The organism is Legionella tunisiensis (assembly GCF_000308315.1).
GTDB classification, from domain to species: domain Bacteria; phylum Pseudomonadota; class Gammaproteobacteria; order Legionellales; family Legionellaceae; genus Tatlockia; species Tatlockia tunisiensis.
Genome location: NZ_CALJ01000058.1, coordinates 1 through 14,639, shown reverse-complemented (window position 1 = coordinate 14,639; position 14,639 = coordinate 1). Strand labels below are relative to the sequence as shown.

The following is a 14,639-nucleotide window of genomic DNA, read 5'->3' as shown; positions in this document are numbered from 1 at the left end:
CGCATTATAGATTGCAACAACTATATTAAAGAATGTACTAAGAATCAGATTTATGCTAAAACCAGGGTAGACAATATAGTCATGGCAGCGGGCAGTGACATTGACCCTATAAATGCTAAGGGCATAGCATCGGCTACGGTGAATCCCGCTACTGCCAGTATAATTCCAGGATGAAGAAAAATTATTGTTCCCGTCGCAAGTGCAAACGATGTTGCAATAAAAAGAGCTGATGCCGCAGCCCAATGCCTCCTTGAAAACTCCAAAACAGTCATGTTTTTCTCCTTGTTTTAGTAACCGAGGCGAATCATAGCAGGCGGTTAACTGAAAACGAACTGAAAATGTACAACATGTTGTAACATAACCGTAAAACAATTCGTGTTAATATCCATATACTCGCTCGAGATCAAAAATAATTTAATTTAATATCGAACTCACGTCAGGAGTACTTAAAGATACAACGTTGGATCAGCAATTCCAGCAGCCTTAAAGCCTTGTCGGCGATAGGTACAGCTATCACAACGCCCACAGGCATGACCACTTTCAGTGGCTTGATAACAAGATACGGTCAATGCATAATCCACGCCTAAATGCTTGCCCGCTAAAATAGTTTCCGCCTTACTTAAATACTGTAAGGGTGTATGCAATTTAACAAATTCACCTTCTACTCCCGCCTTGGTTGCTAAATTAGCCATGTGCTCAAAAGCGGCAATAAACTCCGGACGACAATCTGGATAACCTGAATAATCAATTGCGCTGACACCAATGAAAATATCGCGAGCAGCAATGACTTCTGCAAAACCAAGTGCAATGGATAAAAATACCGTGTTACGCGCAGGGACATACGTGACAGGAATAAGACCATCTCCTTTATAATCAGGTACCGACACCGTTTCATCGGTTAAGGCCGAACCACCAAATTGGTCGAGATCAAGCGTCACCACCCGATGTTCTACTACCTGCAAATGAGCAGCAACCCGTCGGGCCGCCGATAATTCCACAGAATGCCTTTGGCCATAAGCAAAGCTAAGTGCATAACAAGCAAACCCTTGCGCTTTTGCCATTGCTAAGCAGGTCGTAGAATCAAGACCTCCTGATAATAAAACAACTGCTTTTTTCATTTTTTACCCACTTACAAAAGGAGTAATTTTACACCGTTGATTATTTAACTGCCAACCGTCTTTATTTTTAGTGACAATTATAATCATCTTGGATACAATTGCAGCTCAAATCTCTTTTTTTAACAAAATCACGGCTGATTTCATAATTAAGTTATCAATTGTGTAAATTTATTCTTACCTGCTTGTTGCTCAAATAAGAGCTATGTTATAAAAAGAGCATTTTGCGCTATTTCAGTAGTATTCCCTGTATTGAGGCTATTTAATTTATTGAGGTTATCGTTTATGCCTGCTAACGTTCCATTTATAAAAACTTCATTTGCTATGCTGACATCTGAGGAACGTGAATCTATCCTGAATTTGTATACTAATCACCTTAACCCTAATACAAAAATAAAACTATCTCCTGCTGAGCTATCTAAGAACAGGCCTTTTTTCCCCGCCTTACTGGCTTATTACAGTAAAGAACTAACACCAGTAAAGAATGCTTTTTTAACTGAAGAGCAACAAGAATTTCGTCGCGAGGAATTACTTTTTACCTTTTACCTTCTTTACTCGCAATATCAACTTGATGAACTTGAAGGTGAAAGACAAGCTTTGCCTATACTGCAGGAAAAAATAACTCTTTGTAGCGATCTTATTCAAGACTTGGATAATGCACCATCAATTAATAAACCCATAACACCTGAAAAAATGCTAGCAAGAGAGATCGCTACTTCAAATAAAGCCATGCGCTTGTTAGGCCTGACTATTATTGCAAGATGGTTAGTGGATAGGATGTACGAAATGTATAACACGGATGGCAAAACCTTGCTCCTTAACGAATGGATGACTGCTGTCAATGTTAAGCGCCTTTACTGGATCTGGGGTGGTGGTTTGCTTGCATCAGTGCTCGATTTATTATCCGAAGATTTCTTTAATAAAACGCAGGCGCAGGAACGTTTAGGTATACCATCTCCTTATACTGGGAATATGAGTTGGATGCTCTATTATGCTCGTGGCGGCATAAGTCTTTTGATGTTATTAAAACATACTTATTCTAATCCATGGATGAGCGCTGATGAGGAGAAAATTACCAAGCAAGAACGCTTCATGACTCAGTGGGATCAACGAAAATTTGCTCTGCTTAACGATTTTATCTGGGCCACTGCTAACCTGGTTTGTTTTTCTGGCTCAAAGGCAGCGGTATGGCCGGTTACTACGGTAATGTATTAACTGCTGCGTTATTGCTAATGGATGTGACACTCACTGCGATCAAATTCCACGAAGAATGGACTAAACACAATAAAGAAATATCTGCCTATGATCGTGATATGACAATTTTGCAAGACGGCATCGACAAAATTGAAGAGCAATTACGGAAACCGCTTGAGAACAGCGAAAAATTAACACTGGAAAAAGAACGAAACGCATTACAAACGCGAAAAGATCAAATTGCCAAAATGAAAGCCAATTGTGAATTTAACTGGAAATTTACTAAGTATGGCTTCATCAATGATCTGCTTTATGCTATCGCACTACTTCTGGCTTTCACTGTAAATTGTAGTTTCTTTTTACTTCCTGGTACGATATTGGCCCCAACTGCTTTAACTCTGGCAGCAGTGGGTGCATTTCTCTGCTTTGCCCTAACGACAGCAACTACTGCAGTCAGTGGTCTTTTGGAGTTAAATAAAACCAACCAATCTCAGGAACAAAATTCGAACGGAATGCAAAGCTGCTCTGATTAAATTAGGTAGCGAGACTGATGAAAATCTGCAAAAACAGCTTTATTTAACGATACAAAGCTTTATTAATAATACGAAGTACCACGAGCAAATGGTCACTTATCAGCGAAAACAGCTATATCGTTCAGTATTGATTGATACCTTTTTACCATTGCTTGTTTTTCCTCCCTGTTCTTGCCAAAAAGTAGAAGTCTGGCTGTATTGGCAGTCGGTTTGGTCCTGGGAGAAGAATCGAACCGAATTATTGAAAACTCTGCCCCTAATAACGCTGAACTATCTAAGTTTGAAAATGAAAAATTCAAAGCCTTTACATCCTCAGTCAAGGAAGCTTATTTACAAGATACCAAATTAACTGAATTTTCTGCGAGCTTATTAGGTGAGCCGAAAAAATCATCTTTCTTCAAAAGCGTTAGTCGATATACGACAGCCTCTCGGGATATTGAGATATCTTTAGTCACCAAGAACAATTAGAACGCAAACCTAGCCTGAGAAGGTTGGGTATACTGACAAAAAAGTGTATAATTGCGGCTTTGTTGCGCAATAATTTCCCTAATATGAATCTTGAAAAACATTACGACGTCATTGTTGTTGGTGGTGGCCATGCTGGTACAGAAGCAGCACTCGCAGCAGCCCGCCTAGGCGCTCAAACCCTGCTGCTTACCCATAATATGGATATGCTTGGGCAAATGTCTTGCAATCCCGCAATCGGCGGTATTGGTAAAGGCCATCTGGTGAAAGAAATTGACGCACTAGATGGTGCTATGGCTTTAGCTGCCGATAAAGCAGGTATCCAGTTTCGTATTCTCAATGCGTCTAAAGGACCCGCAGTAAGAGCCACTCGCGCGCAAGCGGATCGCGTCCTTTACCGGCAGGCGATTCGCCAACAATTACAAAATCAGGTTAATTTAACCCTGTTTCAACAAGCAGTTGATGATTTGCTGGTTGAAGGGGAACAAGTCAAAGGTGTTGTTACCCAGATGGGTTTAGTTTTGCGGGCTCATGCTGTCGTTTTGACTGTTGGTACCTTTTTAGGTGGCAAAATTCATGTGGGCATGAGTCAATATGCTGGTGGGCGCGCTGGTGATCCACCCGCCATTGCTTTAGCAAAACGCTTACGCGAACTGGAATTGCCTGTCGGTCGTTTGAAAACTGGAACACCTCCTCGTATTGATGGGCGATCGCTGGATTATACGCAAATGTCAGTTCAACCTGGCGATACACCAGTACCCGTATTTTCCTATCTGGGTACTACGGCACTGCATCCACAGCAACTCCCCTGCTACATAACACATACAACTGCCGCTACCCATGAAATTATTCAAGCCAATTTGCATCAATCACCCATGTATGCTGGTGTTATTGAGGGAATTGGTCCTCGCTATTGTCCTTCGATTGAAGACAAAGTAGTGCGCTTTGCCGATAAAACATCTCATCAAATTTTTGTTGAGCCTGAGGGATTAACGACAGACGAAATTTATCCCAATGGCATATCAACTAGTTTACCTTTCGAAGTACAAGTTCAATTTGTCCGTACTATCAAAGGATTTGAAAACGCTCATATTACTCGACCAGGGTATGCCATTGAATACGATTATTTCGACCCACGCGGTCTAACACCTTATCTACAAACCAAACCGCTTTCTAATCTCTTTTTTGCTGGCCAAATCAATGGCACTACTGGCTATGAAGAAGCGGCAGCACAGGGTTTAATTGCCGGCATGAATGCGGCCCTGCAAACACAAGAAAAACCTTTGTGGTGCCCCCGTCGCGATGAAGCCTATATGGGTGTTCTCATCGATGATTTGATTACCTGTGGAACGCAAGAGCCCTATCGTATGTTTACCTCAAGAGCAGAATATCGTCTGCTTTTGCGTGAGGATAATGCCGATCTTCGTCTGACAGAAAAAGGCCGAGAGCTAGGGTTAGTCGGCGACGAGCGCTGGCAAGCTTTTTGTCAAAAGCGGGAAGCCATCGAGCAAGCACAAACGCAACTGAAAGAGACTTGGATCCGCGTTGCGCACAACGAAGATTTTGCCACTATGATCGAAAATCCGCTGCAACAAGATTGCCGTGCCGCCGATCTGCTCAAACGTCCGGAAATCAACTACAAGGATTTGCAGGCTGTTGCTCATTTGGGTTTACCGGAGTTAGCCAATGACGTTGCCGAACAAGTGGAAATTCAAAGTAAATACGCAGGTTATATAGAACGGCAACTCTTGGACATTGAGCGCTTACGCAAGCATGAGAATACCCAGTTACCGGACCATCTTGACTATACTGCTGTTCCTGGCTTGTCGACCGAAGTTATTCAGAAATTAAGCCGTATCAAACCAAGAACTATGGCGCAGGCAGGACGTATTTCTGGTGTCACACCAGCAGCCTTGTCTTTGTTGTTAATTTATCTTAAAAAGCATCGAGAGCCGGCATGAGTGACCCGTCAGAGCTGGCTTTAATTCTCAATAAAGGCCTAGAACAACTTGGTGTAACAACAGCGACTGCACCGCTGTTGCGCTATTTATCGTTACTGCATAAATGGAATCGAAGTTATAATTTAACCGCTATTAGAGATATGGATATTATGGTTACTCGTCACCTGCTCGACAGCTTGGCTATCGCACCATGGATTCGTGGCAAGCGTTTGCTGGATGTAGGTAGCGGAGCCGGGCTACCTGGTCTCCCACTAGCATTGATACAACCAACCTTACAAGTCGTTTTACTAGACAGTAATGGCAAAAAAATACGATTTCTGCAAGAAGTAAAACGTGCTCTGGCAATAGATAATATTGAAATCGTACAAACTCGCGTAGAAAACTACCACCCATCACTCGGTTTTGATACAGTAACAAGTCGGGCCTTCAGCGATCTGGCGCAAATGTTAAAATGGACTAACCATCTTGTTGAGGCAAATGGTATCTGGCTTGCCATGAAAGGACGCTATCCTGAAACCGAGCTAGCGAGCATCAACCTACCCTATCAAGTCCAGTCCTATACTGTACCCGGTCTAGATGGTAAGCGTTGCTGCGTCATTATTGAAAATGCAATCAAGGAATAACCATGGCAAAAGTCATAGCCATTGCCAATCAAAAGGGGGGCGTGGGAAAAACCACGACAGCAATTAATCTAGCAACCTCGATCGCTGCGAATCGCCGGCAGGTTTTACTGATTGATTTGGATCCCCAGGGTAATGCAACGATGGGTTCGGGCGTTGATAAAAGCACTTTGGTACATACTTCGAATGATGTTTTGCTACGTGATTGTCTCGCCGAGCAAGCTTGTTTAACCACAGGCTGTGGTTTTGATTTAATACCTGCCAATGGTGATTTGACTGTTGCCGAAGTTAGCCTGATGGAAAGAAATCATCGTGAAACCTTCCTATTTAAGGCATTACAATCCATACAAAGCGCCTATGACTTTATCCTAATAGACTGCCCCCCGGCATTAAATACGCTCACTATCAATGCATTAGTGGCCGCCGATTCAGTGTTAATTCCGATGCAATGTGAATATTATGCGCTCGAAGGTTTAGCTGCCTTGGTGTCAACTATTGAACAAATTAAGGCCTCGGTAAACCCACGGCTGCACATTGAAGGCGTTCTACGTACTATGTATGATGCACGTAATCGCTTGTGCTCCGACGTATCAAAACAATTGTTAGAACATTTTCATAATAAAGTGTACAGAACGGTAGTTCCGCGAAACGTACGTCTTGCTGAAGCACCCAGTCATGGTTTACCAGCGTTGCACTACGACAAATCATCACCAGGCGCAGCCGCTTATATGGTATTAGCTGCTGAAGTTATTAGTAAGCAGACCGTAGCCGTTTAATCGAGGTAATTATGACAACAAAACGCAGTAGTTTAGGACGTAATTTATCTGCCTTATTAGGTAATTCTACGGTGAGTTTGCTTAATGAAAAAACAACAACCGAGCGCTTAAGTCTGGCCATAGATAGTTTACAACCTGGTAAATATCAACCGCGCGCAGAAATTGAAGAAGCTCCTTTGGCCGAGTTGACTGCATCAATCAAGCAGCAAGGCTTGCTACAACCATTAGTAGTTCGTGAAATTGCCACTGGACGGTATGAAATCATCGCAGGCGAACGGCGATGGCGTGCCTGCCAATTAATCGGGTTGACTGAAGTGCCTGTTGTCTTACGTCAAGTAGATGATGAAACTGCCATGGCTATGGCTTTAGTAGAAAATTTGCAACGCGAAGATCTAAATGCTATGGATCAAGCTCGCGCCATGCATCGCCTCACGGATGAATTTGATTTAACTCACCAACAAGTTGCCGAACTATTAGGTAAATCCCGAACAGCTGTTAGTAACTATCTACGCTTATTGAGTTTGAATACGGAAGTAAAACAATTTTTGGAGCATGGCGATTTGGATATGGGACATGCCCGCGCCTTACTAATGCTCAGTGATGAACAGCAAAGCCAAGTAGCCCAATTAGTAGTTGCTAAAAATTTATCTGTCAGGGAAACAGAAAAACTCGTCACTCGTGTTAAGAATGGTAAACCTGAAACGAGTGTGAAAGGAGAAATTACGCCTCTAATCCAGGAGCAAGTTGAGGCACTGACTCAGCAGTTGAAAACCAAAGTTAAAATCAAACCAGGCAAAGCAGGTAAAGGAACCCTAATCATCCATTATGATACCTTGCCAAATTTACAAGCTGTTATTAAACAATTAATAAATTAATTGCTCAAGTTTTTATCTTCTCTGCCGACATTAAGTCATATAGCGGAGAAGTGCTATGCAAATCCAGCCCATGCAACCAGTTGCCGTTAAATTAAAATGCGGACACGCCCAGGCATCCTGTTGGTTAGTTGAGCTCAGGGAAGAGGAGATGCAATTGACCAGCACTGATTACCTTGATAAGGAAAGTCCAGTCGTTTTTAACGCTGACTTTTTTCGTGGTGAAGCAATCATTACTAATATCAACTTTCATCGTTATCGCTTTACTTACACCCTAACAATTAACTCTATTCAATTTCAACCCGGCCTACTAATTAATACAAAGTTGTAATGAGCCTCATTCTTCACGAACAGGTGTATGGGTTTTAGAGCAAATTCAATTATCCATGTCGACCATACAGAATAATATTTTTACTATCTGCTTGAACTATACTTATTTTAAGTCGTGCATAAGTGATGTATTGCTATGGCTCCTGTTTACAGCATTCATCCTAGTGGAAAATTCTATAACTGGAAAACTGCCTTTGGGTTCGACCACCGTAAAGACGATGTTAGAGAATTAGTAATCAAGGAAAAATACCAGAAGCGATATCAAAAATTTAAAGAGGAAATACTAACCGCTTTACCTGGGCATATTGAGTATGATAATGAGCTAATGCGCATTGATATTGTTGGCTTTTCTCCAGACGATTACCACTTACTAGCAATATTCGATAAACTGCAAAAACAATTTCCCTGGCTGCATGAACTTTCTCATTATCAAACACTTGCTTCTCGACACTTGCAAGCCATGCAAAAAAAAGAGCTCGAAGCAAAATCATTATCTTTTTTCAGTACTGATGATAGTACTAACAATAACACTAGTAACTGTGCTACTAAATCACGCTCTAAAGTAATGCATTTTAGCGAGCTCTGGAAAAATAACCTTGTGATATCAGAAGCTCACGAATACATCTGCTCAAAAAAATTCATTATTAAAAACCTCCACCATTTCAAAGCTGAAGGATACGACACTCTCTTTTTAGAGCATATTTTTAATGACACCATGCAAATTGAACTGGATAATTATATGCAAAGCCCCCCTGACGCTGATATGTCTCCTTTATTGCAAGACTATTTGAATACCTTAGATAGAGGACATCTCTTTAACTCCCAACAACAATTTTTAAGAAAAAATGGCATTAACCCCGCAGAGGTAAAATACACTTTCACTAACTTGGTTATTGCTGTAAAAAAGGCGGGTATTCGCATTGTAGGATTGAATACCAGTTTATCTTATGCAATGCAGAAAGTAGGCATTGACTCAGTGCAAGAAGACACCCCTCAGCGAATTAGAGTATTTAACTTCAAAGCGAATAGCATCGTCGAGCAAGAGTTAATAGCTGGTAGAACCAAGAAATGGCTGGCCCTTATGGGAAACACTCATGCCGAGCAATTTGAGGGTTATCCTGGAGTATCTCAGCTTCAAGGTGCGCAAACTATCATTATGATTGACAATTTTCACCAGTTCTTAGGGAGCCCCTCATAGAAAAAGATGTACGCATACCCGTAGGGAAAGATAATCACGTTTGCGGTGCTTTTTTAATTGAAGCCCACCCCGATTTTGACCTTAGCGTTTCCTATTTAGCAAGCCTAAAACCAACGGCAACACTCAAAAAAACTGGTCCAAAGCTAGCGTAGGGTCGTAATCAAGGGCCCACTACTAGCTTCGCCTATGGCTTTGACTAACCAGCTCTCGTTTAGAGCCAGTAAACAAAAATAAACAGGAATAGCCAAACCACATCAACAAAGTGCCAGTACCAGGCAGCGGCCTCAAACGCAAAATGGCGCTCCGGCGTAAAATGACCACGAATGCAACGCATTAGAATAACAATCAGCATGATTGTCCCGATGGTAACATGCAAACCGTGAAATCCTGTCAGCATAAAGAAAGTCGTACCATAAATTCCGGCATCGAGCGTTAGATTCATTTCTGTATAGGCTTCATGGTATTCATAAGATTGTAGCGTTAGGAAAAGGACACCCAGTGCAATAGTACAGATCATACCTACGATGAGTTGTTTGCGTTTATTTAGTTTCAAAGCCCAATGAGCCCAAGTTATCGTGGCACCCGATGTCAATAAAATAAGTGTGTTTATAGCAGCCAAACCCCAAGCACCCATTGCCTCGTTAGCGCCGACAAAGATTTGATTGTTCGGATTAGTCAGCAAGGGCCAAGTCGCCTGAAAATCAGACCAAAGTGTGATATGGGTAATGGGATGGATATCTCCACCCAAGAGAGGGACTGACCAATAGCGCGTGAAAAAGAGAGCCCCAAAGAAAGCGCCAAAGAAGCAAACTTCGGAAAAATAAACCAGCTCATTCCCCAACGAAATGAACGGTCAACCTGTAAATCGTATAAGCCCTTTTCATTCTCGTAAATAACTTGGCCAAACCAGCCAAACATCATAAACACTAAAATCCCTAGGCCAAGAGTAAAAATATAAGGACCGTACCAATCGTGATGCAGCCAAGAGGCAGCGCCAACCAGGGTTGTCGTCAAACCAATTGAGCCCACTAATGGCCAATGACTGGGTTTAGGTACGTAATATGTGCCATGTGCTCCCATTGTATATTTTTCTCCTGTCTATCTATATTGCTAGTGCAACTGCACTTACAATGCTTAGTTAACGTAAATCCGCTATTAAAACGAACTGGACTATAGATACTGGATCCCATATAAATGCTGCGCATTTTACGGGATAACGTTCGTTTAGCGATATAAAAAATAAGCTCTGTTTTTATATCGAACTCATGTTAGTTGAGCACTTTATTAGTTACATCGAACAAAGTATAGGACAGAGTAACTGTCTTAACATTCGCCGGTAAATCTGTATCCAGATGAAATAATAAAGGCATATCCATCGCTTCATGCCCATTCAAGGTTTGTTGCGTAAAACAAAAACATTCCGTCTTTTTTAGGTATTTAGCTGCAATTCCTGGCGTGACGCTGGGAATTGCTTGCACTGTCATGCGATGGTTTGTCTTATTTTCTGCATAAAAAGCAAGTTTGGCAATTTCGCCTGGGTGCACTCTTAACTTCTGGACCTTAGGATAAAATGCCCAGGGCACAGAGCTATTATTTGTCGCTACGAATTCCACAACGACCTCTCTTTCATGCGCGATTTTTGCCCGCTTTTCATCATAAGCAACTGCTTCGGTATTTGTTTTTCCATTGATTCCCAACACTTTACATAAACTATTGTAAATGGGCACTAATGCAAAACCAAAAGCAAACATGCCGATAACAACCACTGCAAGGCTAATTACCAATTTTGCATGACCTTTCTCAGCCATTAAATTTCACCACCTTTACTTCTTTCTCATCAAATTTCAGGCGGCGTAGTAAAGCTGTGGTATGGTGGGGGGGAGGGTAGAGTCCATTCCAGGCCATGCGCACCATCCCAAACCCGAGCATCTACTTTCTTACCACCGCGCACTGTTCTTATCACGTTGTATAAAAATAGTAACTGTGAAAAGCCAAAAATAAACGCACCAATTGTGGAAATCATATTGAAATTAGCAAATTGTAATGCGTAATCGGGAATTCGTCTTGGCATACCAGCCAATCCTAAGAAATGCATAGGGAAGAATGCAATATTCACTGAAATGACAGACAGCCAGAAATGCCATTTACCCAAACGCTCACTATACATATGTCCAGTCCACTTTGGTAACCAATAATAGGTTGCCCCTAGCAGAGCGAATATGACCCCTGGTACCAAAACGTAGTGGAAATGACCAACCACAAAATAAGTATCCTGGTATTGGAAATCAGCTGGTACCAAGGCTAACATCAAACCGGTAAAACCACCGATGGTAAAGAGAAAAACAAAGGCAATGGCAAAAAGCATCGGGGTTTCAAAAGTCATTGACCCTTTGAACATCGTGCTTACCCAGTTGAAAACTTTAATACCAGTCGGCACCGCAATCAGCATTGTCGTATACATAAAAAACAATTCCGCGCCTAACGGAACACCAGTGGTAAACATATGATGTACCCAGACAACGAACGATAGTATCGCAATACTAGCAGTCGCATAAACCATGAAATGGTAACCAAAAAGCGGTTTACGGCTAAAAGTAGGGATAATTTCTGAAATAACACCAAAAGCAGGGAGAACAAGAACATAAACTTCTGGATGACCAAAAAACCAGAATATGTGTTGGAATAGAATGGGATCTCCACCGCCAGCCGCTTCGAAAAAGCTGGTGCCAAAATGCCTATCGGCAAGCATCATTGTTACAGCGCCTGCTAATACCGGCATAATAGCAATTAACAAGAAAGCGGTAATTAACCATGTCCATACGAACATTGGCATTTTCATTAAAGTCATGCCAGGAGCACGCATGTTCAGAATTGTAGCGATAATATTGATTGAACCCATAATGGATGAAAGTCCCATCATATGAATGGAGAAAATCATAAAATCGGTACTCGGCGGCGCGTACTTGGTCGACAATGGCGCATACATAGTCCACCCAAAGTTAGGACCACCGCCGGCATGAAACATCGTTGATCCCAGGAGTGCAAAAGCAAAGGGTAATATCCAGAAACTCCAGTTATTCAGACGGGGCAAAGCCATGTCAGGCGCACCTATCATCATAGGAATTTGCCAGTTAGCCATCCCGGTAAAGGCAGGCATAACCACCCCAAAAAGCATGATCAGGCCATGGAGTGTAGTCATTTGATTAAAAAAGTTAGGGTCGACAAATCGATGTCCTGGCTGAAAAAGTTCGGCACGTATGATTAACGCCATGGATCCAGCAATAAAAAACTGATCAAAGCCAACCAAAGATAAAGGGAACCAATGTCTTTGTGGTTTGTCGTAAACAGCCATCGCTTTACAAAACCGCTTATTCCTTTACCTTGCTCTGGACCATGATGTTCTTCATGACCAATATCATGCGTTAGTATATCACTCATCGCAAACCTCCAGCTTGAGCCTTCTTCACCATTTTAGGTTGTTGATTATCGCCCTGACGTACTTTTGCTACATCTGCAGGCTGAATTTCATCGTTAGTATTATTTCCCCAAGCATTACGCTCATAAGTAATAATTGCAGCAATTTCAGCATCGCTTAACTGATCTTTATACGCTTGCATAGCAGAGCCGGGTACGCCATGCAGAACCAGTTCAATATGACGTGAAATCGGCTTTCCTACGGAGACTGAGCTGCCTTTAAGCGCGGGATACATCGGTGCTATCCCTTTACCATCCGCTTGGTGGCAGGCCGCGCAAATGAGATCGTATTTTTGTTTACCCAGACTCATCAGTTCTGCACGAGTCATTTTCGATTGGTCTGCAGGTTGAGCAACGGTAGCAGCATACTCGTCCTTGACTTTAACCTGCTCAGCAACCCATTTGTTGAATTCTTCATCACTCACTGCTTGTACAACAATAGGCATAAAACCATGGTTAATACCGCATAATTCCGCACATTGACCACGATAAACCCCGGGGTTTTCTATTCTGGCCCACGCTTCATGCATGAATCCTGGCATAGCATCGCGTTTTACGCCAAGTTCAGGAACCCACCAGGAATGAATCACATCGTTGGAAGTCACTAGAAAACGAATTTTTCTATTAACGGGTAAAACCAGAGGTTTATCCACCTCCAACAAATACCATTGTCCTTTCTTCTCTTTATTCTGGATTTGCTCGTAAGGAGTCGACAAATTACTGAAATAGCTAATACCTTGATCAAGATATTGATATTGCCACTTCCATTGGTAACCAACAATTTTGACAGTGACATCCGATTCAGCGGTATCATCCATCCTCATCAGGACTTTAGTAGCAGGAATAGCAAGACCAACAAGAATCAGAAAAGGAATTATCGACCAAACGATTTCCAAACGAGTATTGTCATGGAAAGTAGCCGCTACATAACCTTTCGATTTACGGTGGTGGATTAGCGAGTAAATCATGACCCCAAACACCACGATACCAATGATGCCACAAATTACCATAGCAATCATATGTAAATCGTACATGTCATTACTTAAAGGAGTCACTCCTTTATACATATTCAGCTGCCATTTATCCGCTGCAGCCATTGCGGTCTGGCTTATGACCAGTCCCATCAAGGCGGCAAGCACCTTGCTTACCTTAAACCTGTTTAGCATCCCCGTCCTCACCTCTTTAAAATAGCCAGGTGTTATTCCTGGCCAATAATTAAATAAATTAATAATCAAATCAGAAGCGATGCTTCAATTACCACAGGGAATAGTTCCCTTCAGTTTTTGATTGACTCACCATATATTTAATTGCCTCAATCACTTCACCGGTTGTGCAATGTTTACACCCACCATTTTTCGGATGAGACTCACCCTTAATAGTATTCTCGATTAGGACATCCATATTTTGGGCAATTAATGGCTTCCATATCTCTTTATCACCAATTTTTGGTGCACCTTGCTTGCCCGCATCATGACACATACTGCAGTTTTCGTTATAAATTTCTTTACCATTCGAAGGATATTTTTTGCTCCGCCTGCCGCTAAATCACGCCACTGTGAACGTGAAAGTGACTTGTTAAGAATATAATCCACTGCGGCCAAAAGATCGTTATCAGAACAAGTTACACAGGCTCCTTTGACAGGCATGCTGTTATAACCGTGAATAGCATGACGATAAAGCCCGGTTAACCCACTGTTTTTTAAGCGCATATACCAGTTTGAACTATCACCAATCACTGGAGCGCTCATATCACCTTTTTGGTGGCAGATAATGCAAGAATTTACATATACCTGCTTCCCTCGCTTCAGAGTTGGCTGGCTTTCAGATGGGGCAACCCCCAAATACTCTTCACTCACAACCGTCTTTAGATAGGTAGCGATTGCTAATCTATCTTCTTCAGTCAAGTAAGTTAAACTATTATGGTTAACTTCTGCCATAGGTCCTGCAACCGGACCTGCCCTATTAATAAGTTGGCCTTGAGCAAAAACATCTGCCACTTCATAATGACTTGCTGAATGCAAACCATATTTTGTAATATTAGGGGCCCAATAACCATCAATAAAACTGCCTGTCAGATAAAAGCGGTTTTTTGGTGCTCCAA

The 14,639-nt window shown here is 42.0% G+C and carries 13 protein-coding genes and 3 pseudogenes; 9 read left to right on the top strand and 7 right to left on the bottom strand.

Going from position 1 to position 14,639, the window contains the following annotated elements:
- Positions 1-50 precede the first annotated feature (50 nt).
- Both BN58_RS04370 and queC read right to left on the bottom strand, forming a co-directional pair.
- The gene (locus BN58_RS04370; RefSeq protein WP_019215808.1) at positions 51-272 is read right to left on the bottom strand and encodes a hypothetical protein; all 222 of its coding nucleotides are present in this window, start codon (positions 270-272) and stop codon (positions 51-53) included.
- A gap of 174 nt (positions 273-446) precedes the next feature.
- A complete protein-coding gene (gene queC, locus BN58_RS04365) occupies positions 447-1,118 on the bottom strand; it encodes a 7-cyano-7-deazaguanine synthase QueC (protein ID WP_019215807.1) in 672 nt (223 codons plus the stop codon).
- A gap of 321 nt (positions 1,119-1,439) precedes the next feature.
- Here queC and BN58_RS04360 point away from each other — a divergent pair, with 321 nt between their 5' ends.
- The 9 genes from BN58_RS04360 (at position 1,440) to BN58_RS04320 (ending at position 9,064) form a co-directional block, all read left to right on the top strand.
- The gene (locus BN58_RS04360) at positions 1,440-2,330 is read left to right on the top strand and encodes a hypothetical protein (protein WP_156812355.1); all 891 of its coding nucleotides are present in this window, start codon (positions 1,440-1,442) and stop codon (positions 2,328-2,330) included.
- Positions 2,303-2,842 (top strand): hypothetical protein, encoded by a 540-nt coding sequence (locus tag BN58_RS04355; protein ID WP_026069250.1) that lies wholly within the window; start codon positions 2,303-2,305, stop codon positions 2,840-2,842. The genes BN58_RS04360 and BN58_RS04355 overlap by 28 nt, the downstream gene beginning before the upstream one ends.
- A gap of 171 nt (positions 2,843-3,013) precedes the next feature.
- On the top strand, positions 3,014-3,310 hold the full coding sequence (locus BN58_RS04350) for a hypothetical protein (RefSeq protein ID WP_156812354.1): 297 nt from the start codon (positions 3,014-3,016) through the stop codon (positions 3,308-3,310).
- An 83-nt stretch (positions 3,311-3,393) separates the two neighbouring features.
- Positions 3,394-5,268: a tRNA uridine-5-carboxymethylaminomethyl(34) synthesis enzyme MnmG gene (mnmG, locus tag BN58_RS04345; protein WP_026069249.1), complete on the top strand. Its 1,875-nt coding sequence runs from the start codon at positions 3,394-3,396 to the stop codon at positions 5,266-5,268.
- A complete protein-coding gene (gene rsmG, locus BN58_RS04340; RefSeq protein WP_019215804.1) occupies positions 5,265-5,891 on the top strand; it encodes a 16S rRNA (guanine(527)-N(7))-methyltransferase RsmG in 627 nt (208 codons plus the stop codon). The genes mnmG and rsmG overlap by 4 nt, the downstream gene beginning before the upstream one ends.
- A gap of 2 nt (positions 5,892-5,893) precedes the next feature.
- A complete protein-coding gene (locus BN58_RS04335; RefSeq protein ID WP_019215803.1) occupies positions 5,894-6,664 on the top strand; it encodes a ParA family protein in 771 nt (256 codons plus the stop codon).
- Between the two features lie 11 nt (positions 6,665-6,675).
- Positions 6,676-7,539 (top strand): ParB/RepB/Spo0J family partition protein, encoded by an 864-nt coding sequence (locus BN58_RS04330; RefSeq protein ID WP_019215802.1) that lies wholly within the window; start codon positions 6,676-6,678, stop codon positions 7,537-7,539.
- 55 nt (positions 7,540-7,594) lie between these two features.
- On the top strand, positions 7,595-7,867 hold the full coding sequence (locus BN58_RS04325) for a hypothetical protein (protein ID WP_019215801.1): 273 nt from the start codon (positions 7,595-7,597) through the stop codon (positions 7,865-7,867).
- Positions 7,868-8,002: 135 nt separating this feature from the next.
- Complete coding sequence (locus BN58_RS04320; protein ID WP_019215800.1) at positions 8,003-9,064, top strand: membrane-targeted effector domain-containing toxin; 1,062 nt, start codon at positions 8,003-8,005, stop codon at positions 9,062-9,064.
- A 211-nt stretch (positions 9,065-9,275) separates the two neighbouring features.
- On the opposite strand, the pseudogene BN58_RS22020 reads toward BN58_RS04320, so the two are convergent.
- From BN58_RS22020 to BN58_RS22010, 5 genes and pseudogenes are all read right to left on the bottom strand, one after another.
- Positions 9,276-10,144, bottom strand: a pseudogene (locus BN58_RS22020) (cytochrome c oxidase subunit 3).
- A 188-nt stretch (positions 10,145-10,332) separates the two neighbouring features.
- On the bottom strand, positions 10,333-10,872 hold the full coding sequence (locus BN58_RS04310; protein ID WP_019215799.1) for a cytochrome c oxidase assembly protein: 540 nt from the start codon (positions 10,870-10,872) through the stop codon (positions 10,333-10,335).
- Positions 10,873-10,901: 29 nt separating this feature from the next.
- Positions 10,902-12,502, bottom strand: a pseudogene (ctaD, locus tag BN58_RS22015) (cytochrome c oxidase subunit I).
- Positions 12,499-13,704, bottom strand: a complete 1,206-nt coding sequence (gene coxB / locus BN58_RS04300) for a cytochrome c oxidase subunit II (RefSeq protein WP_026069248.1) — start codon at positions 13,702-13,704, stop codon at positions 12,499-12,501. Before coxB ends, ctaD begins: the two are co-directional and overlap by 4 nt.
- Positions 13,705-13,792: 88 nt before the next feature.
- A pseudogene (locus tag BN58_RS22010) lies at positions 13,793-14,639 on the bottom strand (c-type cytochrome); the annotation flags it as partial.

Coding starts and splice junctions, on each gene's coding strand:
- BN58_RS04370 (WP_019215808.1), bottom strand. CDS start 272: ATGACTGTTTTGGAGTTTTCAAGGAGGCATTGGGCTGCGGCATCAGCT.
- queC (WP_019215807.1), bottom strand. CDS start 1,118: ATGAAAAAAGCAGTTGTTTTATTATCAGGAGGTCTTGATTCTACGACC.
- BN58_RS04360 (WP_156812355.1), top strand. CDS start 1,440: ATGCTGACATCTGAGGAACGTGAATCTATCCTGAATTTGTATACTAAT.
- BN58_RS04355 (WP_026069250.1), top strand. CDS start 2,303: ATGGCCGGTTACTACGGTAATGTATTAACTGCTGCGTTATTGCTAATG.
- mnmG (WP_026069249.1), top strand. CDS start 3,394: ATGAATCTTGAAAAACATTACGACGTCATTGTTGTTGGTGGTGGCCAT.
- rsmG (WP_019215804.1), top strand. CDS start 5,265: ATGAGTGACCCGTCAGAGCTGGCTTTAATTCTCAATAAAGGCCTAGAA.
- BN58_RS04335 (WP_019215803.1), top strand. CDS start 5,894: ATGGCAAAAGTCATAGCCATTGCCAATCAAAAGGGGGGCGTGGGAAAA.
- BN58_RS04330 (WP_019215802.1), top strand. CDS start 6,676: ATGACAACAAAACGCAGTAGTTTAGGACGTAATTTATCTGCCTTATTA.
- BN58_RS04325 (WP_019215801.1), top strand. CDS start 7,595: ATGCAAATCCAGCCCATGCAACCAGTTGCCGTTAAATTAAAATGCGGA.
- BN58_RS04320 (WP_019215800.1), top strand. CDS start 8,003: ATGGCTCCTGTTTACAGCATTCATCCTAGTGGAAAATTCTATAACTGG.
- BN58_RS04310 (WP_019215799.1), bottom strand. CDS start 10,872: ATGGCTGAGAAAGGTCATGCAAAATTGGTAATTAGCCTTGCAGTGGTT.
- coxB (WP_026069248.1), bottom strand. CDS start 13,704: ATGCTAAACAGGTTTAAGGTAAGCAAGGTGCTTGCCGCCTTGATGGGA.